The sequence below is a fragment of the Pseudoalteromonas lipolytica genome, from assembly GCF_003515105.1.
In the GTDB taxonomy this organism is placed as follows: domain Bacteria; phylum Pseudomonadota; class Gammaproteobacteria; order Enterobacterales; family Alteromonadaceae; genus Pseudoalteromonas; species Pseudoalteromonas lipolytica.
Genome location: NZ_CP032091.1, coordinates 282,411 through 305,607, shown reverse-complemented (window position 1 = coordinate 305,607; position 23,197 = coordinate 282,411). Strand labels below are relative to the sequence as shown.

The following is a 23,197-nucleotide window of genomic DNA, read 5'->3' as shown; positions in this document are numbered from 1 at the left end:
GTATCTCTTTGGATTAGTAGCACACGCTAATAACAGAACCGGCTTAAATATTCAGTTCAAAATAAACAACTAATCGTTGATTAACGCTGTCACTTCTTCGATCAGATCATTAAATTCATTGCGTACATTTTTTTGCTGTTTGTCTGTTAATGTGGATTTAAGTGCTAACAATAGTTTCACGTAATTCTCTAAATTTTTGTCGTCAGCGTTAATAAGTGCTTGGCTCATGAACGCAACTCGGTCGTTAATAATAACCGCAAGTTGTTGATCAAAATCGGCGGGCTTGGTTTCTTGTAAAAATAACGTTTTAAGTGCATCTAAACGTTTTTGTTTGTACTGCATCCAGAGCAAAAAAGTATCGACACGCTGATGAGTGAAATCGACAACCAATGTTTTTTGTTCAGTTGATAACTTTGTACCAAGCCACTCTTTATAGGTATCAAGGTTGTCGTCTAAACGCGCTTTATCATGCTCTGCTGGCGTTTTTTGTTCATGCTCTTCATATTCATCGTTAATGTTCTCTTGTAACGCAGCCACAAACTCAACACGCTGCTTGTAAGACAAGGTATTTGCTAATGCAATTAACTCAGGTTCAAGTTTTGTCACTAATGTTTGCCAATGCAGTTTGGCAGCTAAGAAATGGGTTTTTAATTCATCATGACTAACATTTTTATCAAGTAATGATTTTAAATGTTCGAGATCACGCTTGTACAAAGGCAATTGCGTTTCTCTGTGCCAATCACGGCTAGTTTGGACTATATGTTTAAACTTATCTGCTTGGTCGCTATTCAGGTCGACATAGTCGTCTATCCAAAACCCAGACAACCAGCCAAGGTTGTTATAGGTAAAACTAGGTGAACATCCTGCAATGCCAAGCAATATGCTAAGTGCAATAAGGTACTTTGCTATTTTTTTCATTTGTATTTGTAAAATCCTGTTCCTGTCTAATTACTTTAGCAAGTTGATAGAGAGTGTAAATATGCAATGCCTGCATTTTAATGAAATTAATTCTCATTTAACTATTGACGAACAGTTAAACCTAAGTAATAATCGTTATCAACAACTTGGTTCGCTAAACTGTTTATACCCCAGTTTCAATACCTACAAGGGTTTGATGCTGTTCCACCAAGTTTGTTCAAGACGTAACTCTTGAATGATTGTTGCTTCCTCGACCCGAGCACCGACATAAAACGTTACACTTTACTTGCTACATTGCTCATATCGGTGACGGTAGATATGACCTCAAAAAGCCCACTCTGGGCTTTTTTTATTTCTTTAGTTTTTCTATTAAAATCTGTATCTTAAGCCTACTTGTTAATTACTAAGCGTGTCGGTGTCTATAAATTAGGCATTTGCAGTAGTTGGGTCTAAACTAACAATATGTTTTGCCCATTTGCTGATACGGCAAGGCTTTTATCAATACCCTAATTATTGATATTTAAACACACATTTGGAGGCAGACTATGATCAAGCCTAATTTAAAATCACTATTGCTAAGCAGCGTGTTACTTCTTTCACCGTTTGCCAATGCAAGCCTAGAAGATGCTCAACTCGCAGCGAATGAAGGACGTTTTGAAGAAGCACTTCAAGAATTTAATTACCTTGCAGATCGTGGCTATGCACCCGCTATTTATGAATTAGCTAAAATGTACGAAGGTGGGTTCGGTGTTCAGCGTGATTACCGTAAAGCAGCAGAGCTTTACCAAAAAGCCGTTAAGCAAGTTCACGCAGATTCAATGTTTGCACTTGGTGTACTTTACCAAGAAGGTAAAGGGGTAAAACTAGACAAAGAGAAAGCAATATCACTTTACGAAATGGCAGCGCAAAAAAACCACCCTGCAGCACAATATAATTTAGGTGTTATGTATGCCAATGGTGAAGGTGTTTTACAGGACTACCGCACAGCAATGAGCTGGTATCAAAAGGCTGCTGCAAATAACTTTACGCTTGCGCAGTATAATATGGCGTTAATGTATTATGATGGTTTGGGCGTTCCAAAAAACCTTGAAAAGTCATATATTTGGAACACAATTGCTGAATACAATGGCAATATGGATGCCAGTCATAGTCGTAAACTTGACGAGCGAAACATGATGCCAGCAGAAGTTGAAGCTGCAAAAGAAAAAGCCGACGCTATTTACGCAAAAATACAAGCGGGATTATACGCCCCTGACGGTCGTTTATAATGACACGAAGTACTTGCGTCTATCGACGCAAGTACATCCATTTTAATAGCGTAATAAGCAATTTATTTTGCTTAAGCAATAGCTGTGTTCTTGGATTAAATTTACCAGATACCAATGTATTTCTGGCATGACTAAAAGTTTTAAACCCTTCTATTCCATGGTAGTGACCCATTCCTGATTCACCAATCCCACCAAAAGGAAGCTGATCTGCGGTCACTTGCATCAACACATCATTTATTGCCAAGGTGCCACTGCGAATCGACTGACTCACAAACGAAATCCTCTCTTTATCGTGGCCAAAAATATACAATGCTAAGGGATGAGGGTGACTATTTATATAGTCAATAACCTGTTGCAATGATTCATAGCTCATTATCGGCAGTAATGGGCCAAATATTTCATTTTGCATCACGTTCATCGCATCATTAACTTGCGTCAATATATGCAAACCCAAACGATGTTTTAAATCGTCATATTGATTCTCTTCAAGCGGCTTAAAAATCTGAGCCCCTTTATCTTCAGCATCCACTAAATATGATTTTAAACGCTGATATTGAGAGTCAGAGACGATTGAAGTTAGGTTTTTTCCCTCAACGCCGTCTTTAAAATGCTGTTTATAGAGCTCACATAGCTGTTGCAGTAATTGATGCTCATGTTTTTTTGGCACGAATACATAATCAGGTGCAACACAAATTTGCCCTGCATTATTTAGCTTGCCAAACAGCAATGTTTTCGCCACTGATTTTATATTCACATCGTCAAGAATCACAACCGGTGATTTACCGCCAAGTTCTAAAGTAACCGGGGTTAAATGCTGACTCGCTGCCTGCATCACCTTACGACCTACTGTTGTGGAGCCTGTAAATAATATGTGTGCAAAAGGCAGTTCACTAAACGCCGCAGCAACCTCGCTCTGCCCTTCAACAATATGGCAATGCGCTGCTAACTCACCAGAAAATATATTCTTTATAATCTCATTGGTATGGGGTGTAAATTCGCTGACTTTTAGCATCACTCGATTACCTGCCGCTAATGCGGTAATGACAGGAACCAGTGCGAGCTGTATAGGATAATTCCACGGCGCAATAACACCGATAACACCTTTTGGCTGATAATTAATATGAGCCTTAGAGGGCCACAAACTAATACCCACACCACGCGACTCATTGCGAGCCCACTTGGGCAGCCGTTTTATTGTGTCACTGATGAGTTTTACTGTCGGTAATAAATCACCCAGTACGGTGTCAAAAGCAGTGCGGTATCCAAAATCTTTACTCGTCGCCGCAACAAGGGCTTGCTCGTTAGTAATCAGGCTATTTTTTATCTGTTTTAAAATGCTAATACGCTGCTCGATTGGCAAATAAGGTTCAGCCAAAAAAGTACGATTGAGTTGCTGGAATTGAGAATGTAGAAGTCTTTGAATATCAGTCAAAATGTGATCTCTTGAATAGCGACAAATTCAACTATAGCGATCAATAATAACCGCCGCAACTTTCATAGAAGTAAAAAAACAGCGCTCAGGGTGAGCGCTGTTGTTGGTTGGAATAGGTTGGATATTATAAATGTATCTTAAAAGCCAAACACAGCGGCCGCGATGGTCATTGTAATTAGCGTAATCATCGCAATCGCAATGATATTAAGTGCAAAGCCTGATCGGATCATGTCACGCATTTGAATTTGCCCTGACCCAAACACAATGGCATTAGGAGGGGTTGCAACAGGCATCATGAATGCGCAGCTACATGCAATCGCTGCAGGAATAACCCACACTAAAGGCGTTCCAAATACAGATTCAGCAACCGGACCTAATAGCGGTAAGAAACCAGCAGCAGTTGCGGTATTACTTGTGATCTCAGTTAAGAAAGTAATCAATGTTGCAACAGCCAAGACACTCAGTACTAACGGAATCACACTTGCACCTTCAATCATGTGAGCGATGTACTCTGCTAGGCCTGATGATTTAATTTGCGCAGCAAGTGTTAAACCACCCCCGAACAGTAATAACACGCCCCAGGGCACTTTTGCTGCACTTTCCCAATCGAGAATACGCTCGCCATCCCCTTTATTCGCAGGTAACACAAACAGCAGTAAAGCAGCAGCAATCGCAATGCCTGTGTCCGATATTTTTAACCCTGTTGAATCAGCCAGTAACGGTCTGAAAATCCAACACACAGCAGCAAGTACAAACACTATTGCCACGCCTTTTTCAGCACGCTGCATTACGCCAAGCTCTTTAAGCTGGGTTGAAAATAATGATTTAGTATCTTGGCTCGCATCTTGCGCGCACGGTGTATCCACTTTATAAGCAAACTTAGTTAACCATACCCAGCATAAAATAAGCATAACTGTTGCAAGCGGGACACCCACTTTCATCCACTGTGCAAAACCAATATCAATTTTATAGCTATCTGATAAGTACGCTGCCATTAATGCATTTGGCGGAGTACCAATCAACGTGGCAATACCACCAATGCTCGCGCCATACGCGATAGATAGTAATAATGCTTTGCCAAATTGGTCGTTATCAGGATTAGATTGCTTTACTAACATCGTGATCGACATAGCAATCGGTAGCATCATCACCGCAGTGGCTGTATTTGACATCCACATTGATAAAAATGCCGTCACCAACATCATCGCTAAAATTTGTAGGCTAGGTTTCGTTCCCGCACGAAGCATTGTATTAAGTGCTATACGTTTATGTAGCCCCCAACGCTCCATCGCGATAGAAATTAAAAAACCGCCCAAGAATAAAAAGATCAAAGGGTGAGCATACGGTGCTGCAACCCCTTTGATTGCTGCAATACCAGCAAGAGGTGATATAACCAGTGGTAATAATGAAGTAGCTGGAATTGGCACAACCTCACTCACCCACCAAGATGCCATCCAAAATGCAAGGCCTGCTGTTCTAAGTGCGGGTTCACTCATCCCTGCTGGTGGGTCTATTAAGCATGTTAATAGCATCACTAATGGACCCAATAAAAGCATCACAGTGGTCATCAACGGACGTTGCTCTGTGCCGTCTTTTGTTTGATTAACTAATGACATACCGACTCCTTAAAACTTGTACTTAAGGCCAAGTGCAATGCTGTTATCTGATTCAATATCAAGGTCTAAATCAGTATAGAATAAGTATGCAGTTGTTTGTTTATCAAATACATAGTCAACACCTGCTGTCCATTGTTTACCTTCTTCAGCATGGCGAATTTTAGAGTCGTCTTTTACGTATTGTAATTTAGGGACCCATTTATCAATTGCATAGCTTGCACTTACAGCATAACCATTGCCTTCTTTAGTCCCGTCTGTTGATTCACTACGTTGGATTAAACCGGCTAACTGAAGATTTTCGTGTTTCCACGCCGCGACAACGCGACTTGCCGTTAATTTATTAAGGGCATCAACATGACTGATTGCAACATAATAATTAGCTGATTTTAATGCACGGTCACCATAAATAACGGTTGCAGCAAACCCTGACTCATCATTACTGCTATCGTCTTTTGGCGCGTATGTTAACGCTAATGAAGCACCCGCATATGTTTTAGAGCTATAGGTAATGGTGTCGCCAATCCGGTCTTGCCCTGGGATCAACTGCGCAATATCAGCTTGTGTTTCGTTAAAACCATCAAGTTTGCCTTCTGAATATTTAAAGCGCGTGTCATTACGACCAACGACAACTTCACCAAAATCGCCCGCTAAGCCTAAATATGTATTACGTGCTGAGAATGGCTCATTAGTATCATCGTGTTCAAAGCCTTTTACTTGTACTTCGTATTTGAACACAGCTTTTAATGATTCAGTGAGTTTATGACTGCCCTTGATGCCTATACGAGAAAAAGGTGCATCAATTTGCGTACCTTCATCAGCATAGCGCATCACACCAGTATCGGTGTTGGCTATTTGAACTTCGGCTTTTCCATATACAGCGTAGTCAGCAGCCATAGATGAGCCTGCAAAACACGCTAAAATTATACCCGTTGCAACGCGAGTTTTTGTATAAGTTACTATTGTTGTCATTATGCGCCCCTTTATATTAGGTTCAAATTGTTGTTCCTAACACTAGAGGCAAATTAATTGCCAACTCACACAATAAATTTAAAAAACTTAAAATACATATAGTTATGATTAAATCAATTTATTGGCATTGTTTTTATGTGCGGATTTCCACACATTTTTTAAGATGCGATGTCACTTAATCCACCCACACCCACTTTGTGATTGCTTAATCCTTAAACATTTCACGATTAATACCGTACTTACTCATTTTGTCATAGAGTGTTTTACGGGCGATTTGCAGGGTTTGCATGGTATTTTTTATACTGCCATTGTTTCGCTCAAGTGCTTCTTCAATCAGTGACTGCTCATAAAAACTCATTTTTTCAGCGAGACTAAGATCTTGGGCGAGTTGGATTTCGTTGTTACTATCATTGTTAGTGGCAAATGCTAAGTCAGAGCCCAACAAAACAGCGCGTTCTGCTTGGTTTCTAAGTTCACGCACGTTGCCAGGCCAATCGTAGGCTAACAAACGTTGTTTAGCTTCGCTATTCAGTGTTGCAGGTGGTTTATGGAATCGAGTCGCCGCAATGGAGCTAAAATGTTTAAACAGCAACGGTATATCAGCTTTTCGGTCACGTAACGCAGGGATACTCACTTTAACGAGGTTCAGTCGATAATAAAGATCGGCTCTAAACTCACCGGCTTCGACTAAAGAAAGTAAATCAACCTTGGTTGCTGCAACAATACGCACATCAAGATCAACAGCATGATTGTCACCAACGGGAGTAACTTTTCGCTCTTCAAGCACGCGTAATAACTTAACCTGCAAACTTGCTGGGGTCGATTCTATTTCATCTAAAAATACCGTTCCCCCTTTAGCAAATTCAAACTTACCTTGTCGTGATTGTGTTGCCCCCGTGTACGCGCCACTGGCTGCACCAAATAACTCACTCTCAATTAACTGCTCAGGAATTGCGCCACAATTTATGGCAACAAAATTTGCTGATGAACGATTACTTTGGTCGTGGAGGTAGCGAGCAACTAGCTCTTTTCCGGTGCCTGTTTCGCCTTCAATTAATACATCTGCTGGCGTATCAATCACGGCATTGAGTAAATGCATCATCTGCTGCATTTGTTCGGTTTCACCCAAAATTCGCACACCAGGTGCTGATGTTTTTTCGACTGCAATTTTCAATGCACGGTTTTCCATCACCAACGCGCGTTTATCGCATGCTCGCGCAATGCAATCTAATAGCTGCTCAGTTAGCGGCTTTTCAAATAAGTCATAAGCCCCTAATTGCATGGCTTTTACTGCGACAGACACGTCTGCAAAGCCCGTTAGAAAAATAACCGGTAGTTCACTATCAAATGCCTTAACTTGTTCTAAAAAGGTTAAACCATCCATCTTAGGCATATTAATATCGCTTAATACAACCCCCTCAAAACGACGACTTAGTTTAGATAACGCCGCCGTTGGTTCGCTAAAGCATTGCACCTGATAGCCTTCAATCTCGAGCAGTTGCTTTAATGAATCACGGATCACCGCTTCATCATCAATAACGATCACCTGTTGGCAGGCATTGGCAACTAAACTCATGAGGTTTCCTTATTGCTTTGTAGTGTAATAATAAACTGTGCGCCCCCTTCAGGGCGGTTATGGGCACTTAATCGACCATTGAATGAGTCGATAATTTGTCGGGAAATAGACAGCCCTAACCCCAAACCATTGCTGGTTTTGGTACTGTAAAATGGCTCAAAAATACTGCCTAATGCATGTTGGTCAATGCCTGGGCCTGTGTCTAATATCGAAAACTTCACTCTGTCGTCAAATAATTCAAGCTCAAAACTCAATTCGCGTTTTTCACATTCAGCCATCGCTTGGCTGGCATTGGTGATTACATTCACTAATACTTGTTCAAACTTTACACTGTCGACCCATACCGTGATATGTTCTGAGATGTCGGCTGTTTTAACATCAATATCATCTTGCTTTAATTGAGCACTGGCGATCATTAATGCATTTTTAAGCATCCGTGATAAGCTCTGTTCACGCAGTTGCGTTTGTGCAGGCTTACTAAAATGCTTAAGTTGAGCAACGATCTTATGTACACGCTCAATGAGCGATTGCACCAATACAAGGTTTTCTGATGCTTGTTCAATATTGCCTTTCATAAGCAATCGCTTTGCACTGACTAAATAAGTGTTCATGGCACTTAATGGCTGGTTTATTTCATGATTAATACCCGCACTTAACTGGCCTATCGTAGCCAGCTTAGCAGCTTGGACAAGTGCCTTTTGCGCTTTTTCGAGTGCATGCGTACGCTCTATCACTTCTTGCTCAAGACTGTGTCTTGAAAATAAGAGTTTTTTATAACCCGCGAAACGAACCATACTCATGTGTATCAGCACGACAACTATCATATAAAACACACTAAACCACAGTAAACGTGGTATTTGTGCAACTTCTAAACCGCTTATATCTACCAGCACGCTGGCCTTCGCATTAATAATATCGATGGTTTCGAACGCGCTAATAAATCGCACTCGCTTATTATTTATTTCGATGGTTTGCTCAGCCGTATTATCACTTAAAGGCTTAGAAGTATAAGTTAATAAACTTGGCGTATGTGATAGGTATCGCCTTGAACTTACAAGCGTTTCCATTTGCTTTTCGCTAAGCGCTTTTAACGAATTTAAACGCCAGCTTTGCACATCAGACATCACGATAACACTGTCTTCAAGAGAAATATGAAAGTGCGTACTGTCTGACGCATTTAGCAATTGCCTGTCTTGCTCAAACTTTTTTGCATTCACTTTTAATGTCACGACGGCAATAACTTTACCGTCTGCAATAACCGGTTCAGAGAAGTATATACCCCGCTCACTTGAGCGCATTCCTAGTGCAAAGTAAGCAACTTTTTCACCTTTTTTCGCTAAATAAAAATACGGCCTAAACGCAAAGTTACTGCCAAGAAAAGTGTAATCGACTTGCCAATTACTACTGGCCACAACAGAGCCAGATAAGTCCATTAAATAAACATCTGATGCACCACTTGCACGCTGGATATCTTCAAGATAATAATTGACGGCTTGTTCACCAACACCTTGGTTAGTTACAAACGTCTTTACTAAATCATTAGCACTCACTAAGGCAGGGATCGTTTGAAACCGTTCAAGTTCACTTGAAAAATAGTGACTTAATTGCACCGCTTGCACACGGCTTAATTGACTGGCTTTTGTGTAATCGTGTTGTCGACCAATGTAAAAAACCAATACAAGCAGCAATATTAAAATAGCACCTGCCGCAACTAACTTTTTACTTAATGATGACATTCAGACCTTAAACACGACACTGCTAGAAATTGATTTGGTAGTGTAGCGATAATTCTTCTGTTGTACCAGCGACAGAGCCATTCTCAACACGTGGATCAAACACGTTATAGTTTTTACCCAATACGTTTTCAGCTTTAAACATTAAATGACTATGCGTATTCAATTGCCATTTAACCGTGCCTCCTAATAAACTATAAGCCGATTGGTTAAACTCATCACCGTTTAATGAAGCCGCATTCACTTGGTCACGCCATAAAATGTTTAGGCTTAGCTGCCAACTATCGTTTAAGTTATAACGGGTAACTAAGCTGGCAAAGCGTTTAAAACTGGCATTTATCGGCTCATGGAAATAGTGTGTATAGGTTCCCATAAGCGCAAATTTTTTATTATATTGCCATGTAGCATCCAGCTCTAAACCATGGTTATCAGTGTTGAGTGAGTTTTCAAAAGTGAACAGTGTGTCACTGCCTTGAAAGGGCACAGTCTCAATAAAGTCATTAAGTTCATTATAGAAAAGTACCGCATTTGTTTGAAGTGTCGCGTTTTGATAGTGCCAAACAAGTTCAGTGGTTTTAACTGACTCAGATTGTAATGATGGATTACCTTTTGTCACAGAGTCATTAGAAAAAAGTTCATTCGTCACCGGTGTTCTGAACGATTCGCCATATTGAAGCTTTAATGTATGTGACTGATTAATTTCGTAAATGCTTGCTAATCGAGGTGATAATTTACTGTCGATATCTTTAACATCATCATAGCGTGCCCCTATAAAGAACGTGAACGAGTCAGAAAATGGAATCTTTAATTGCCCGTAAGCACTCACCGTTTCAAAGGTATACTTTAATGACGCAAATAAAGGAAAATCTTTAATACGTACAATCCCATTTTGATAATAAGCAGGCGCGAGGATAACTTGTTGTGAGTCACTATCATAATAGTTAGTACGTACATCGGCTTTTTGCTGCTTTGCCTCAGCATATTCAACGCCTGCAGCTAATTGCAATTGATTATCAAACTGGTAACTTAATTCTGTTGAAAATTTACTGTCAGATGTTTGCCAATCGGGCCCTAATAAAAAGTCTGGCATATCGTCAAATTCAGCAATCAACCCAGCCGTTGATATTGCATGTTTACTGTAAGAGTAATGACTATCTAGCTTGAATTTATCGGTATTAAGCCAATTATATTTAATGCCTATAAACGTATTATCACTGGTGTGTTGGTTTTGTTTAGAATAACCGGCAAGATTTAAAAACTCATCAAGTTGCGTTTCATTGTAACGTGTATGAAGTGAAAGTTTTTTATAATCTAACCCTGCCTCAATATACACCGCTTTTAGAGGGTCTTTTACGTCTTGTGGGTAGCGTTCACCCGATTTACTTTCGTATGATAACGTCGCATACGCCGACACCGTGTCACTAAAATGCTTATAAAACTGTGCTGTTGCTCCGTAACGACCATTGTTGCCTGCTACAGCCTGTAATGCATTACGCTCTTTTGTCGTGACAATATTCATCACACCTAAAAAGGCGTTACTACCGTATAAAGCAGAGCCCGGCCCACGAATAAACTCTATTTTTTCTATTACCTCAATAGGTATGTAAGGCATGTAGACCGAAGCCTTACCAAATGATGATTCATTGACGCGCTCACCGTTGATCATCACCAACACATTACCACTATCTAGGTACACTCCTCGGGCATGATCTTTAGGCACAGCCCCTACCCAATCACCGCGGGTTGATTGCATACCCGCAACAAAATTCATCACTTCATACGCATTATCAACTCCGAGCGCTTGAATTTGCTGACGGCTAAACACGCTCATTGTTGAAGGAACTGATGACAGGGTTTCCGCTGTTTTACTCGCAATATCAACGTGTACATCGAGTAAATCTTCAAAACTTAATGAAAATAAATCTTCATCTTCAGAAGCTTCTGCGCCAAATAGCGCTGCTGGGGAATTTGCGATTAAAAAAAGTGTTGAACATAGTAAAAACTTCATGCTGCGAGACACCCGTAATAATGATTAGAGACACCCGTAATAATGATTAAATGTTGCACTGCAACACTCTGTTTACACTATTAATACAAAAGATGGGTAAGCTTGCAATCTTTTTATACCAATTCACTTAATTTTATACAGTCTTTGACGCTCTGTACTTGGTGTAATAAAAAAGCCCATGTACTTTATAGTTATGGGCTCCTGTATCATTAGTTTAACGTCTCAATTAGCTAAACTGCTTAACACGCTCACTGCGCTTAGTTTTAAGATATTTGTATAAGCCAATCAATGATGCCGCAATCCAAAATATTTCAATGACAAAGCTGGCCAAGTTAAAGTTATAACACAAACTAATTAACAGCAGCACCGCGCCAGTTAAGTTCATCATGTTATACACAAGCCCTGTCGGGGATGCTTTATTTAGTTGTAACATGAAAAAGGCACCTACTACCAAGAAAGTACCCGTCATACCAATAATATCAAATAAAAGTGCTATCACGTACGTGAATCCATATTGTTCATTTGTTTATACCCAAACAACTGGCCCAATCCATGGGGAGGGTTGTTTTCATTCATTGAAACAGCAAACCGAACAATGGTATCAAAGCAGATAACTTAAACGAGGATAAATGTCCGCATTCTATGTATAAGCTACTTATGCGTCACTTTACCGCCAATAATTTTTAATGCGGGTGTGCCTCTTATCATTGTTTCGCGGGCAAAATGACGATGGCACTGCGGGCAAACACCCGTCTGTGCTGTAAAATTTTGGCTTATACGTTCAACAAAGCACTTAACTAATGCACCTTTGCCGCCTTTGCGGTATTTAAATAATTGGCACTTGCACTGACTACAAAATATATCAACGGTTTTCGTCGGGCCTTTTTTATTGGGTTTAGCCATAAACTCCACACTAAACGCGATTAAAAAACGCATGCTACCATGTCTATGGCCAAAGCCCCAAAACCAAACCCGTTAAAGAGAACTGTAAAATAGAATAGCCAGCGTTCACTAAAAACAATTTAAGGGGTCGTTGCTCAAAAATATAACCAATGCCAAGTGCGCAACTTACCCAACATAAACCGATGATGAACCCTGTGCCTACGGCAACGCCTACATTAACATTGCTACCAATAAATAAAGATAAACTTAAAGCAATTAATAGACACAGCACAAAACTGCCACCAAACACCATGACATGATTGATTTGCTGAAGATCAAGTTCTGTTAAACCGCAGCTCTCCATCCAAATGCGTTTAAAAAGCCACGGAGAATACCAAACAGCCCCAAGAAGAAAAGAAGCAAGCGCAGCAAGAAATACGGCAAAAAAATTCAGTTGAGAAAAATCCATACACCAGACTCATACAACCAATAGGGTTAATTTGACTTTAGTTAAGGAATCCCAAAGCAGCAAATCAAATGTGACGAGTGGTATTTGGTTCTAATACTAAATACCTTTTTTATGTTGTGCTACTTAATTTAACAATACTTAAATATCATCTTTATTGCTGAACGGGTTTCTTTTGAAGTTTACGTTGTAAGGTTCGTCTGTGCATGTTCAACTGCCTTGCTGTTTCAGATATATTGCCATGATTACGATGCAATACGTGTTGAATATGTTCCCATTCGAGTCGTTCTGGCGACATTATTTGTGTTTGCGGCAAAGTATGAGTAGGTTGCTCTGCCTCACTGCCCTCAAGTAATGTTCTCAATAACGATACAAAATCGACGGGTTTGGGTAAATAATCATCTGCACCGAGACGAATCGCTTCAACCGCACTGGCAATACTTGCAAAGCCTGTTAGAAGGATAATACGTGAACGCGGAAATTGCTGGCGCATTGGCTTTATTAACGTTAAGCCATTTTCATCTTTTAACTTTAAATCGACTAAAAAATGACTGGGTGAAAAAGCACTACAAATGTCAATTGCTTGCTGACAACTGTGGGCAAGCTGACAACAAAAGCCATGTTTTGTAAAGCGTCTGGCTAGCGTGTTGGCTAGATTAATGTCGTCTTCGATTATTAATAAATTCATGCCACTTTCAGGGTGATTGTAGCTACAGCCCCCTGCTCTTTATGATTACTCACTGTAAGTGAGCCTTCTAAGCGTTCCAAAGTCACATTAGAAAGCATTACTGCCATCCCCATACCATGTTGACTCGGCATAAGTTGACCCCCTAATGCTGCCATTTGTTGCTCACTTAAACCTTGACCAAAATCACGTAAAGATAAAGAAACCGAATCCGCGTTAAACTGCCAACGAGCTTCTATGTGAGAGTGCTGCTGATTGTTTGCTAATACTGCATTTTGTAGCAAATTCAAAATAGCGGGTAATAACATTGCATCACTCAGAATAGTGCATTTAGGTGGTTCATTTAACCATTCAAGCGTGTGTTCTGGATGATGTAATAATGCAGCATCTGCTATTTCTTTTTGCAGCACATCGACCGGTATTATTGTTTGCGTTTTACCTGTTCTAAGCGCAGATGATAGCGCTCTAAAATGCGCTAGTTGCTCATTGCACTGCTCCAATGGCTTGGCCATTTCTTGTATAATGGGGTCGTCAGCTTGCTGCTCTTTAAGCTCTTCGTAAAGAAATTGCAGGTTTGCTATAGGACTTGCTAACTGATGGGTAATTTGTGCAGCTGCACCATCTAATGTTAACAATTGCTCGTGCCTGAGCTGCTGCTCTCGGCCTCTTGCTATAGTGGCATCGCGTGCTTTAATCGTCCGATTTAGCGCACCGATTATAAATGCAATTACAATCACACTTATCACGAAGTTAACCCACATCCCAATAAAGTGATGAGTCATGTCGATTTGATGCATACTGTGATCAGGCATTTTAAACAGCAAATAGCTATACGCCGCGATAGCAAGCCCGGCTATGTAAGCTAATCCTTTACCATTAACCGACACGGCAGCAATCATAATTGGTAAAAGTAACAGCGACACAAATGCGTTCGTGGCGCCCCCACTCAAAGACAACAATATTGATAAAAATAAGATATCAGCAGTCAACTGCATCAACACGGCAATCGGTTTCGCGTGGTTCACTTTGCGATACGCTAAAATACTGAGCAATTGGAACAGTGCTTCAACACTAATCACAGCCAGTAAAGGGAAGATGGCAACTTGATAATCAAATAAAAAGTATACCGAAACAACAGCAAAAAATTGCACAGCAATAGCTGCACTTCTTAAAGTAAGTAAACGACTAATCGCCGGATCAGTTTGCATAAAAAGCGTTAAGTGACTTAATCGTCATCCATAGAAATAGTAAAGGGAGCGCAAGGTGTTCCTTGATGAAACACCATTTGCCATTGTTGACCATTAAAGCGCCATAGCGACATGCGAATTGAATAATTAAACTCAGCACGGGCGGAACGCCTAAAAGCAGCTTGATAACTCAATTGGGCAATCTCATCACTCAGCATCCGCCCTTTAAAGTGTTGATTATAAAACTGAGGAACGACTTCAGTCGGTAAACGAGTTAAAACCTGAAACTTATTAAACGACGTGCCATTAGCTGAAATTTCAATAAAGTCATCATCGAGCAACGCATCGAGTGCATCTGCAGACTGACGGATCTCAGGTTCTAGCAATTGCCTTTCAGCCTCAATGAGCTGATTAAATAACGTTGCTTTAATTTTACCGCTCATCGTAGTTACCCTTACTGTTTGAGCACGTCTCCGCCTTTCATAACAAAGCGTACATTTCTAAGTTCACTAATGTTATCAAGTACATTCATATTAACACTGATAATATCTGCTTGTTTACCAACACTCAAGTCACCAAGGTGCTCGCTTTGCCCTAATAATTTAGCGGCCTCGACAGTGGCTGACTTTATTGCTTCTTTTGGTGTCATGCCATAATTAACAAGTAGCTCAAACTCTTTTGCATTATCACCATGCTTTGATACGCCTGAATCTGTTCCAAATGCTATTTTAACCTTATTTTTTAACGCTAATTTAAACGATGCCTCCATTTTTGGAGCTACAAACTCAACTTTATCAGCAATTGCTTTTGGCATGTTGGGGTTTTCTAATACTTCTTGTTTGACTGTAGCACCTGCAAGTAATGTTGGGATTAAATACGCATCTTGTTTCTTAAATAGCTTAACAGTGTCTTTATCTAAAAAAGAGCCGTGTTCAATTGAGTCTACACCCGCTCGTAAAGCCGCTTTGATACCTTCTGTGCCATGTGCATGTGCAGTAACTGGGCGACCTAAGTGATGAGCCGTATTAACGATTGCAGTAAGTTCATCATCGGTAAACTGCTGATTAACACCGGCAGCTGTATTACTCAACACCCCACCCGTGGCAGTGATTTTAATGACATCGGCCCCACTTTTTATTACATCTCTTACGGCTCGAGTACAATCATCAGCGCCATTACACACGCCTAACCCACCGCCAATGGCTTGGCTAACATCACGGCGGTACCCGTGCATATCGGCATGCCCTCCCGTTGGGGTAATCATATCGCCTGCCGCAAAAATTCTTGGCCCAGGTATATCACCCCGCTCAATTGCACGCTTTAATGGAAAAATAACTTGATAACGGCTGCCTAAGTCACGCACTGAGGTAAAACCTGCGTCGACTGTGCGCTTTAAATACTTGAGTGAACGCAGAGCATCATCCGCTTCATACTCAGTTAACCACTGATGGGGGTTTCGCTTAGTATCTCGTTCAAATGTTAAGTGCACATGCATATCGATTAAACCGGGGAGCACCATCTGATTTTTTAAATCAATAATCGTTGCATCTGTAAGATTTAATTGCTCTTTAGTTAAATAACCAGCTTCAATTGCTGTAATTTTATCGTTTTCGATCACGATGGTTTGTTGTTGTTTTACAGCTTGCTCAACGCCAACCAACATTTTCCCTGCATGGATCAGCAACGTGTCAGCACTCACTGAAAATGTGCACAAAGAAACCAGTACCGATAAGGTGCCTATTTTTAGATTTATTTTTTTCATATTCGCCTCATTTTTATACTAGGTTTAACTTAAATACCGAGTAAAAGCCATTATTTGCGACATAGCAGTGTGTTACGCTAGTCTTAACAAGTGAATTTTGATATAACTTCGGCAAAATTTTAACAAGTCTGACCACATAAAGAGAACACATTATGTCTTATGCCCAAATCACTGGCTGGGGTAAATGTATACCACCAGCAAGCATTAGCAACGACGAAATCAGCAATATAGTTGATACTAACGATGAATGGATCACAACACGTACGGGTATTAAGTCTCGTCGTGTAAGCCACGTTAGCACTGCTGATTTAGCAACTGTCGCTGCAAAACACGCACTTGCATGCGCAGGTGTTGATGGGAAAGACATTGACCTTGTTTTACTCGCAACATGTACCCCCTCAACAATGGTGGCTAATACAGCCTCACTTGTACAAAAGAATATTGGTGCGGTGGGTGCAGCAGCAATGGATACAAACGCGGCATGTTCAGGCTTTTTATACGCACTACAAGCAGCTACTGCACAAATTCGTGCTGGTATGATCAAAAAAGCGGTGGTTATCGCAGCAGAGCGCATGACCTGGTACATCAATTGGGAACGTCGTGACAGTGCAGTATTATTTGGTGATGGTGCGGGCGCTGTAGTATTAGAAGCGTCTGATACTCCATCTGGTTTATTGGCAACTAAAACAGGCTGTGATAGCGAAGATCGTGATATTTTGCATATCGAAAATTTTGGTAGCGATCTTAATAAGTACGCGCCAATTGGCCCGTCTAACTTATTATTTGAAGGCCGTGAAATCTTCAAACGTGCCGTTAAAGGAATGAGCGAAGCGTGTGATGATGTGCTTAATCAAGCGCAGTTAAAACTTGATGACATCGATGTACTTGTTCCGCACCAAGCAAACTTACGTATTATTCAAGCTATTCAGCAGCGCTTAAAGGTGGCTGACGAAAAAGTAATGGTCAACATTGCTGATTACGGTAATACATCAGCTGCAACGATTGCAATTGCGATTTGCGAAGCTGTTGAGCAAGGCCTTATAAAACCAAACTCGAATATTATGTCTGCGGCATTTGGTGCCGGTTTAACGTGGGCTGCAAGCTACATTAAATGGGGCGAGCGCGTAACGCCTATCTCAATTTCAGACGCAAGCCTTCCACCCTGCGATAAAACAGGCTTAGAACTTGTTGCGCCGGCTGTTGCAGCATGTAAAGCGGCTGAATAACAAGCTATATATTGTGAATTAAGCGCGGCAATTGTCCGCGCTTTTTTGTTTCAAGGATACTGTTGATATATGAAAACAATCGGATTATTAGGTGTTCACCATGTAGCGATTATTTGTAGTGATTATGAGCATTCAAAACACTTTTACACTGAAATTTTAAAATTGCCAATTATCCATGAGCAGTACCGAAAAGAACGCGATTCTTACAAGCTAGACCTTGCACTGCCAGACGGCAGTCAAATAGAGTTGTTTTCATTTGTAAATGCGCCCACAAGACCAAGTTATCCTGAAGCACAAGGACTGCGCCATTTAGCTTTTAAAGTGGCCAATATAACGGAAGCTAAACAGTACTTAGAACAACAAGGTGTAGATGTGGAAGATATTCGTGTCGATGAAATCACCGGGAAGCAATTTACGTTTTTTGCTGATCCCGATGATTTACCGTTAGAGTTGTATCAAATATAACACTTATTGAAAACGGTCTTGTAGGTAGTTAAATACAGCACGAATACCGAGTGCTTCCCCTCCCACAGGACGACCAGGCAATGGGCGTAAGTTCCACGCCATAACGTCAAAGTGAACCCAAGGCGTATTCGGTTCGATAAACTCTTTTAAGTAAAGTGCAGCAGTGATAGCTCCACCAAATGGGGTTGATGCACAGTTCGCAATATCAGCCACATCACTCTTTAATAACGCTTTGTATTGACTGAATAAAGGCAACTGCCAAACGGGATCAAAGCACTTTTCTCCGGCGCTCATCAACTTACTGGCTACCTCGTTATCGTTCGCAAAAAAGCCTGGCAGTTCAGTACCAAGCGCAATACGACACGCTCCTGTGAGCGTTGCAAAGTCAATAATAAGATCGGGATTGTCGTTTTGTGCTTCTGCTAACGCATCACATAACACTAAACGCCCCTCGGCATCCGTGTTATCAATTTCAACAGTGATACCTTTTCGGGTTTTAATAACATCACCCGGTCTGAATGCATTACGCGATACAGCATTTTCTACAGCAGGAACCAAGACACGTAAACGTATCGGCAAGTTCGCTGCCATAATTAGCTGCGCTAAGCCAATGACATGAGCTGCGCCCCCCATGTCTTTTTTCATGTTGCGCATGCCCGAGCTTGGTTTTAAGTCTAAACCGCCCGAGTCAAAGCACACCCCTTTGCCCACAAGGGTAATTTGAGGAGCATCTTTTGCGCCCCAGCGTAAGTCTAACAAACGTGGTTTGTTTTCACTTGCACGGCCAACCATGTGAATTGTGGGATAATTTTGCTCAAGCAACTCATCGCCAACCCATTCACTAAACTCACCATCAAAATTATCAGCTAAGTCAGCCATCACTTGTGATAAATGTTGTGGCATCATATCGGCTGCAGGTGTATTTACGAGATCGCGTACTAAATTTATTGCGCTTGCGAATTCAGTCAAGCGCTTGGCAAGGCTTTCATCACTGATAGCAAGTTGTGCTCGTGGCGATGGTTTCTCTTTATATTCACTAAACTCATAACCACCTAACATAAAGCCAAGTGCAACCTGTTCGACAAAGGCACTGTCACCCTGAATTTGGTAACAACCAGCCGGCAATTTAGTCGACAAGTCACCTGCAAGCCAAAAATCGTTAATATCGTTTACAAGGCAATACACATGAACCAAATCACCTGATTCACTGTCAGCTACGAGCGCAAGCCCCTTGTTTTTAAAGTCGCAATTACTTAACCAGTTTTGCAAAGCTTGCGGCTGTTCAGATAACCACGATGCTAAATGCGTTTTTTCAATGAAAGAGAGCGGAATACCCGTAGAAGAATGACGAATTAATGAACTCATTAAACGACTCAATATAAAGAAAAGGTAATTAAGCATACCAATAACTTGAGCTAAAAGGTATAGGCTAAATCAGATTGATAAACGCAGCTTACTTGTGATCTTTTTCTTCGGCTTCTTCTTTTGCAACTTGCTGATCTATCTCTTTAAGTGACTTATTGATATTGAATGAACTCGGAAGAACATCAACACCAACCCACTGCCCTAGTTTTACAACTAGCGGAATCGTAATGGGTGCAAAAGGCAATACAGCAAACACACCCAGCCCAATCCCTTTTAGAATATCTAAAAATTGTTCATTGGCCGTATGCAGCTCTTCTTTAGTTGCGTGGCCTTGTGTATAACGTCTATAGATTTGCAGCATTTCTTTGGTTTCTTGCTTTTCTTGGGCAAGTGCGATTTTAAGTGCCACCATAGCGCGCTTAAAGCGTAATTGCTGACGCTTTTTGGTAATTTTAGCCACTCGAAATGGGGCCCGATGAATAACTTTATATAATCGCATTCGGTTATTTTCACATAAGCATCTCACTTCACAAAGCATAATTTACTTATAGTAGATTTTGCTTTACCCTTCGCACACTTTTCTTAACTCGTTTTATTTTTTAAATGTGCCAAGATCGCCACGTAAATGAACCTAAGCCACAAAAACCTGCGCCTGACGAATGTTGTGGAGGCGGTAGTTGTTGCCCGTGTGTTTGGGATGAATACCGAGAGAAATTACGACAGTGGCAATTAAAAAACGAATCAAAGCAAAATAATTAAACCGTTCCAACTCAGTTTTAGTGCAAAATACGAACAAACAATCACTAATTTTAATTTTTTTTAGCTTCAACAATAAATTCTGACCTCCTTTAAGAAAACAACGAATAATTTATCACATGCGTTTTCAGTGACATACCCCTTAAAAATGCAAAAAATACGACAAAAACACTCAAAATAAAACGTTTCGTTAACAATTTGCAAATCAAATTAACAGTAGGTATAAGTTAGTTACACCAAATTAAAATACCTATTTGGTGGCATAATCATAACTATTCTAACTGGGGAAGTCAGAATGAAATTAAGAAATAATATGCTACAACAAGCTGTTAAGTTTGCTTTAGCCACGACAACAGCGGGTCTGTTTGTGTCGGGTTCTGTGGTTGCTGCAGATGAGTCAACCGAAGAGACTAAAGTTAACAAAAATGTTGAAAAAATCGCAGTAGTTGGTACTCGTTCAGCGCCGCGTTCTATCGGTGACTCACCTGTTCCTATTGATATCATAGGCGGCGAAGAACTTACTAAAGCTGGTAATACCGATATGCTTGAGCTTTTAAAAGGCTCAGTTCCTTCTTTTAACGTACACCAAAACCCGATTAGTGATGCTGCATCACTGGTTCGCCCAGCAAATTTACGTGGCCTTCCTGCTGACAGTACATTAGTGCTTGTTAATGGTAAACGTCGTCATCGTGCTTCTGTAATTGCCTTCCTTGGTGGCGGCATTAACGATGGTGCACAAGGTGCAGACATCTCTGTGATCCCAAGTATCGCGCTGAAACAAGTTGAAGTTTTACGTGATGGTGCAGCGGCACAGTATGGTTCTGATGCCATCGCAGGTGTAATGAACTTCGTATTAAAAGATGCGTCTGAGGGTGGCTCGTTTGAAATCCGCCAAGGCGAATACTACGAAGGAGATGGAGATACAACACAAATCTCTGGTAATGTGGGCCTTCCATTTACAGACAGTGGCTTTGCAAATTTAAGTTTCCAATACAAAACGGCTGATGCAACAAGTCGTTCAGTTCAACGCCATGACGCAGCTGAGCTATCTGCTGCGGGTGTACCAGACGTGTCACCACTAGCACAAGTATGGGGTGCACCAGAGGTAAATGATGACATTTCAATCTTTGGTAACATTGGTCTTCAATTAAGTAATACGTCAGATTTTTACATGTTTGGTAACTATTCTGAGCGAGATGTACGTGGTGGTTTCTATTATCGTAACCCGCATACTCGCCCAGGTGTTTATTCAAATGACGGCGGCGAAACCTTACTTGTTGGTGATTTAACGGGTGATATGAGCGGTAACTGCCCAGACGACATAAAGATTGATGGCAACGTGTTAAATAACACTGATTACATTAACCGTGTAGCGAATAACCCAGACTGTTTTGCATTCAATGAAATTTTACCTGGCGGTTTCACACCAAACTTTGGTGGGAATATCACAGATACAGCACTAACAATTGGTACCAAAGGTGAAATAACCAGTGGTTTCCTTAATGGTGCTTACTATGATTTAAGTGGTACGGTAGGTTATAACGAATCTCGTTACTTCATCTACGATACAATTAACGCGTCGCTTGGTCCTGATAGTCCACGCGACTTTAGCCCTGGTAAATACTCACAGTTAGAGAAAAACTTTAACGCTGATTTATCTAAAGGTTATGATTTTGGCTTAGCATACGACGTAAACGTTGCAGGTGGTCTTGAATGGCACGAAGAAACGTTCACCGTTGTGTCAGGTGATGTTGCTTCCTTTACAGCGGGTCCACTAACAGAGCAAGGCTTTGGTATCGGCTCAAACGGCTTCCCTGGTTTCAAACCGTCTGATGCCGGTGAGTATACTCGCCGTAACTACGCAGCGTATGTAGACGTAGAAGCCCCCTTTACAGAAGATTTCTTAGTGGGCTTAGCACTTCGTTATGAAGACTATGACACATTTGGTTCAACCACTAACTATAAGTTAACGGGTCAATACCATTTAACAGAAGATCTAAATATTCGTGGTTCAATCAGTACAGGTTTCCGTGCGCCAACGGTCGGACAAGCGAACGTAAGTAACGTGCAAACAAACTTAAGTAGCGGTGTATTAGTAGACTCAGCACTTTTACCACCCACTAACCCGATTGCAGTGCAATTAGGGGGTACCGAGCTTGAACCTGAAGAATCACAGAGCTACACATTTGGTGCCGTATGGACCTTAGGTGACTTATTCTTAACAGTAGACTACTACAACATTCAAGTAGATGACCGAATCAGTCAATCAGATAAAATTGAGCTAAGCCAAGCAGACAAAGATACTCTTGAAGCTGCGGGTGTACCCAATGTACAAAACTTAGCGCAAGTTAGCTTTTTCACAAATGACTTTGATACAACAACTCAAGGTATTGATTTAGTTGCTAACTACTCAACTGAACTACTTGGCGGAAGCTCAACATTTAGTTTAGCGTACAACTGGAATGATACTGAAGTTACTAAGTCGACCCCTATTACAGGTGAGTTTAAAGTAAGCCGTTTAGAAAACGATTTGCCTAATCACCGTGCTACATTAAGCTGGGCACAACAATGGGAAGATTTCTCTGCTTTCACACGTGTAAATTACTATGGCGAATACCAAGGTGTTCACGTTGATTATGATGCAACAGCTAAAACAGCTGACGCAGCTATTACTCTGGATGCAGAGGTTACCTACTTCTTAACTGAGTCAATTAGTTTCTCGGTAGGTGCACAAAACCTATTTGATCAAGAAGCTGAAAAACTTGATTTCTTCGACAGTACAGAGATCCCTAACAATAACTGGGGTGGCAAATACTACGAGACATCACCTTATGGGATTAATGGTGGTTTCTATTACGTGAAAGCAACTTACACGTTCTAGAA

The 23,197-nt window shown here is 40.9% G+C and carries 21 protein-coding genes; 5 read left to right on the top strand and 16 right to left on the bottom strand.

Features of this window, described 5'->3' with window-relative positions:
* Nucleotides 1–69 precede the first annotated feature (69 nt).
* Entirely contained in the window at nt 70–918 is an 849-nt protein-coding gene (locus D0907_RS17685) for a DUF6279 family lipoprotein (protein ID WP_074989125.1), read from the bottom strand.
* Nucleotides 919–1,463: 545 nt separating this feature from the next.
* On the opposite strand from D0907_RS17685, the gene D0907_RS17680 reads away from it, so the two are divergent.
* Entirely contained in the window at nt 1,464–2,186 is a 723-nt protein-coding gene (locus D0907_RS17680) for a tetratricopeptide repeat protein (protein WP_036972801.1), read from the top strand.
* Nucleotides 2,187–2,205: 19 nt separating this feature from the next.
* On the opposite strand, the gene D0907_RS17675 is transcribed toward D0907_RS17680, so the two are convergent.
* From D0907_RS17675 to D0907_RS17615, 13 genes are all read right to left on the bottom strand, one after another.
* The gene (locus tag D0907_RS17675) at nt 2,206–3,621 is read right to left on the bottom strand and encodes a coniferyl aldehyde dehydrogenase (protein ID WP_118844945.1); all 1,416 of its coding nucleotides are present in this window, start codon (nt 3,619–3,621) and stop codon (nt 2,206–2,208) included.
* Between the two features lie 134 nt (nt 3,622–3,755).
* Nucleotides 3,756–5,186 (bottom strand): SLC13 family permease, encoded by a 1,431-nt coding sequence (locus D0907_RS17670; RefSeq protein ID WP_227006889.1) that lies wholly within the window; start codon nt 5,184–5,186, stop codon nt 3,756–3,758.
* Between the two features lie 57 nt (nt 5,187–5,243).
* Entirely contained in the window at nt 5,244–6,128 is an 885-nt protein-coding gene (locus D0907_RS17665; RefSeq protein ID WP_482811983.1) for a porin, read from the bottom strand.
* Nucleotides 6,129–6,408: 280 nt separating this feature from the next.
* The gene (locus D0907_RS17660; RefSeq protein WP_036972805.1) at nt 6,409–7,779 is read right to left on the bottom strand and encodes a sigma-54-dependent transcriptional regulator; all 1,371 of its coding nucleotides are present in this window, start codon (nt 7,777–7,779) and stop codon (nt 6,409–6,411) included.
* The gene (locus D0907_RS17655) at nt 7,776–9,515 is read right to left on the bottom strand and encodes a sensor histidine kinase (protein WP_118844943.1); all 1,740 of its coding nucleotides are present in this window, start codon (nt 9,513–9,515) and stop codon (nt 7,776–7,778) included. The genes D0907_RS17660 and D0907_RS17655 overlap by 4 nt, the downstream gene beginning before the upstream one ends.
* Before the next feature lie 22 nt (nt 9,516–9,537).
* Nucleotides 9,538–11,520, bottom strand: a complete 1,983-nt coding sequence (locus tag D0907_RS17650) for a TonB-dependent receptor plug domain-containing protein (RefSeq protein WP_118844942.1) — start codon at nt 11,518–11,520, stop codon at nt 9,538–9,540.
* Nucleotides 11,521–11,746: 226 nt separating this feature from the next.
* Nucleotides 11,747–12,019 carry a CBU_0592 family membrane protein gene (locus D0907_RS17645; protein ID WP_036972808.1) on the bottom strand — a complete coding sequence of 91 codons (273 nt, stop codon included), beginning with the start codon at nt 12,017–12,019 and terminating at the stop codon, nt 11,747–11,749.
* Between the two features lie 152 nt (nt 12,020–12,171).
* The gene (locus D0907_RS17640; protein ID WP_036972993.1) at nt 12,172–12,423 is read right to left on the bottom strand and encodes a hypothetical protein; all 252 of its coding nucleotides are present in this window, start codon (nt 12,421–12,423) and stop codon (nt 12,172–12,174) included.
* A 43-nt stretch (nt 12,424–12,466) separates the two neighbouring features.
* Nucleotides 12,467–12,871 carry a DUF1761 domain-containing protein gene (locus D0907_RS17635; protein ID WP_074989122.1) on the bottom strand — a complete coding sequence of 135 codons (405 nt, stop codon included), beginning with the start codon at nt 12,869–12,871 and terminating at the stop codon, nt 12,467–12,469.
* 151 nt (nt 12,872–13,022) lie between these two features.
* Nucleotides 13,023–13,556, bottom strand: a complete 534-nt coding sequence (locus tag D0907_RS17630; protein WP_065979120.1) for a response regulator transcription factor — start codon at nt 13,554–13,556, stop codon at nt 13,023–13,025.
* Nucleotides 13,553–14,761, bottom strand: a complete 1,209-nt coding sequence (locus tag D0907_RS17625) for an ATP-binding protein (protein WP_074989121.1) — start codon at nt 14,759–14,761, stop codon at nt 13,553–13,555. Before D0907_RS17625 ends, D0907_RS17630 begins: the two co-directional genes overlap by 4 nt.
* Nucleotides 14,762–14,778: 17 nt before the next feature.
* Nucleotides 14,779–15,183, bottom strand: coding sequence for a nuclear transport factor 2 family protein (locus D0907_RS17620; protein WP_036972813.1), 405 nt, complete (start codon nt 15,181–15,183; stop codon nt 14,779–14,781).
* Nucleotides 15,184–15,194: 11 nt separating this feature from the next.
* On the bottom strand, nt 15,195–16,502 hold the full coding sequence (locus tag D0907_RS17615) for a metal-dependent hydrolase family protein (protein ID WP_118844941.1): 1,308 nt from the start codon (nt 16,500–16,502) through the stop codon (nt 15,195–15,197).
* Between the two features lie 152 nt (nt 16,503–16,654).
* Here D0907_RS17615 and D0907_RS17610 point away from each other — a divergent pair, with 152 nt between their 5' ends.
* Together D0907_RS17610 and gloA2 are read left to right on the top strand one after the other, a co-directional pair.
* Nucleotides 16,655–17,728 carry a ketoacyl-ACP synthase III gene (locus D0907_RS17610; protein WP_065979118.1) on the top strand — a complete coding sequence of 358 codons (1,074 nt, stop codon included), beginning with the start codon at nt 16,655–16,657 and terminating at the stop codon, nt 17,726–17,728.
* Nucleotides 17,729–17,797: 69 nt separating this feature from the next.
* The gene (gene gloA2 / locus D0907_RS17605) at nt 17,798–18,193 is read left to right on the top strand and encodes an SMU1112c/YaeR family gloxylase I-like metalloprotein (protein WP_174403885.1); all 396 of its coding nucleotides are present in this window, start codon (nt 17,798–17,800) and stop codon (nt 18,191–18,193) included.
* 3 nt (nt 18,194–18,196) lie between these two features.
* Here the strand turns inward: gloA2 and D0907_RS17600 are convergent, their stop codons facing one another.
* Both D0907_RS17600 and D0907_RS17595 read right to left on the bottom strand, forming a co-directional pair.
* Nucleotides 18,197–19,558, bottom strand: coding sequence for a leucyl aminopeptidase family protein (locus D0907_RS17600; protein ID WP_036972816.1), 1,362 nt, complete (start codon nt 19,556–19,558; stop codon nt 18,197–18,199).
* An 88-nt stretch (nt 19,559–19,646) separates the two neighbouring features.
* Nucleotides 19,647–20,057, bottom strand: a complete 411-nt coding sequence (locus D0907_RS17595) for a hypothetical protein (RefSeq protein WP_036972817.1) — start codon at nt 20,055–20,057, stop codon at nt 19,647–19,649.
* 104 nt (nt 20,058–20,161) lie between these two features.
* Between D0907_RS17595 and D0907_RS17590 the strand changes: the two genes are divergently transcribed.
* Nucleotides 20,162–20,317 (top strand): oxidoreductase-like domain-containing protein, encoded by a 156-nt coding sequence (locus D0907_RS17590; RefSeq protein WP_075593321.1) that lies wholly within the window; start codon nt 20,162–20,164, stop codon nt 20,315–20,317.
* 292 nt (nt 20,318–20,609) lie between these two features.
* Nucleotides 20,610–23,195, top strand: coding sequence for a TonB-dependent receptor plug domain-containing protein (locus tag D0907_RS17585; RefSeq protein WP_075593320.1), 2,586 nt, complete (start codon nt 20,610–20,612; stop codon nt 23,193–23,195).
* Nucleotides 23,196–23,197: the final 2 nt, after the last annotated feature.

What these genes read in the sequence shown, in the direction of transcription:
- D0907_RS17685 (WP_074989125.1), bottom strand. Translation starts at nt 918, where the DNA reads ATGAAAAAAATAGCAAAGTACCTTATTGCACTTAGCATATTGCTTGGC.
- D0907_RS17680 (WP_036972801.1), top strand. Translation starts at nt 1,464, where the DNA reads ATGATCAAGCCTAATTTAAAATCACTATTGCTAAGCAGCGTGTTACTT.
- D0907_RS17670 (WP_227006889.1), bottom strand. Translation starts at nt 5,186, where the DNA reads ATGACCACTGTGATGCTTTTATTGGGTCCATTAGTGATGCTATTAACA.
- D0907_RS17665 (WP_482811983.1), bottom strand. Translation starts at nt 6,128, where the DNA reads ATGGCTGCTGACTACGCTGTATATGGAAAAGCCGAAGTTCAAATAGCC.
- D0907_RS17660 (WP_036972805.1), bottom strand. Translation starts at nt 7,779, where the DNA reads ATGAGTTTAGTTGCCAATGCCTGCCAACAGGTGATCGTTATTGATGAT.
- D0907_RS17655 (WP_118844943.1), bottom strand. Translation starts at nt 9,515, where the DNA reads ATGTCATCATTAAGTAAAAAGTTAGTTGCGGCAGGTGCTATTTTAATA.
- D0907_RS17650 (WP_118844942.1), bottom strand. Translation starts at nt 11,520, where the DNA reads ATGAAGTTTTTACTATGTTCAACACTTTTTTTAATCGCAAATTCCCCA.
- D0907_RS17640 (WP_036972993.1), bottom strand. Translation starts at nt 12,423, where the DNA reads ATGGCTAAACCCAATAAAAAAGGCCCGACGAAAACCGTTGATATATTT.
- D0907_RS17635 (WP_074989122.1), bottom strand. Translation starts at nt 12,871, where the DNA reads ATGGATTTTTCTCAACTGAATTTTTTTGCCGTATTTCTTGCTGCGCTT.
- D0907_RS17630 (WP_065979120.1), bottom strand. Translation starts at nt 13,556, where the DNA reads ATGAATTTATTAATAATCGAAGACGACATTAATCTAGCCAACACGCTA.
- D0907_RS17625 (WP_074989121.1), bottom strand. Translation starts at nt 14,761, where the DNA reads ATGCAAACTGATCCGGCGATTAGTCGTTTACTTACTTTAAGAAGTGCA.
- D0907_RS17620 (WP_036972813.1), bottom strand. Translation starts at nt 15,183, where the DNA reads ATGAGCGGTAAAATTAAAGCAACGTTATTTAATCAGCTCATTGAGGCT.
- D0907_RS17615 (WP_118844941.1), bottom strand. Translation starts at nt 16,502, where the DNA reads ATGAAAAAAATAAATCTAAAAATAGGCACCTTATCGGTACTGGTTTCT.
- D0907_RS17610 (WP_065979118.1), top strand. Translation starts at nt 16,655, where the DNA reads ATGTCTTATGCCCAAATCACTGGCTGGGGTAAATGTATACCACCAGCA.
- gloA2 (WP_174403885.1), top strand. Translation starts at nt 17,798, where the DNA reads ATGAAAACAATCGGATTATTAGGTGTTCACCATGTAGCGATTATTTGT.
- D0907_RS17600 (WP_036972816.1), bottom strand. Translation starts at nt 19,558, where the DNA reads ATGAGTTCATTAATTCGTCATTCTTCTACGGGTATTCCGCTCTCTTTC.
- D0907_RS17595 (WP_036972817.1), bottom strand. Translation starts at nt 20,057, where the DNA reads ATGCGATTATATAAAGTTATTCATCGGGCCCCATTTCGAGTGGCTAAA.
- D0907_RS17590 (WP_075593321.1), top strand. Translation starts at nt 20,162, where the DNA reads ATGTGCCAAGATCGCCACGTAAATGAACCTAAGCCACAAAAACCTGCG.
- D0907_RS17585 (WP_075593320.1), top strand. Translation starts at nt 20,610, where the DNA reads ATGAAATTAAGAAATAATATGCTACAACAAGCTGTTAAGTTTGCTTTA.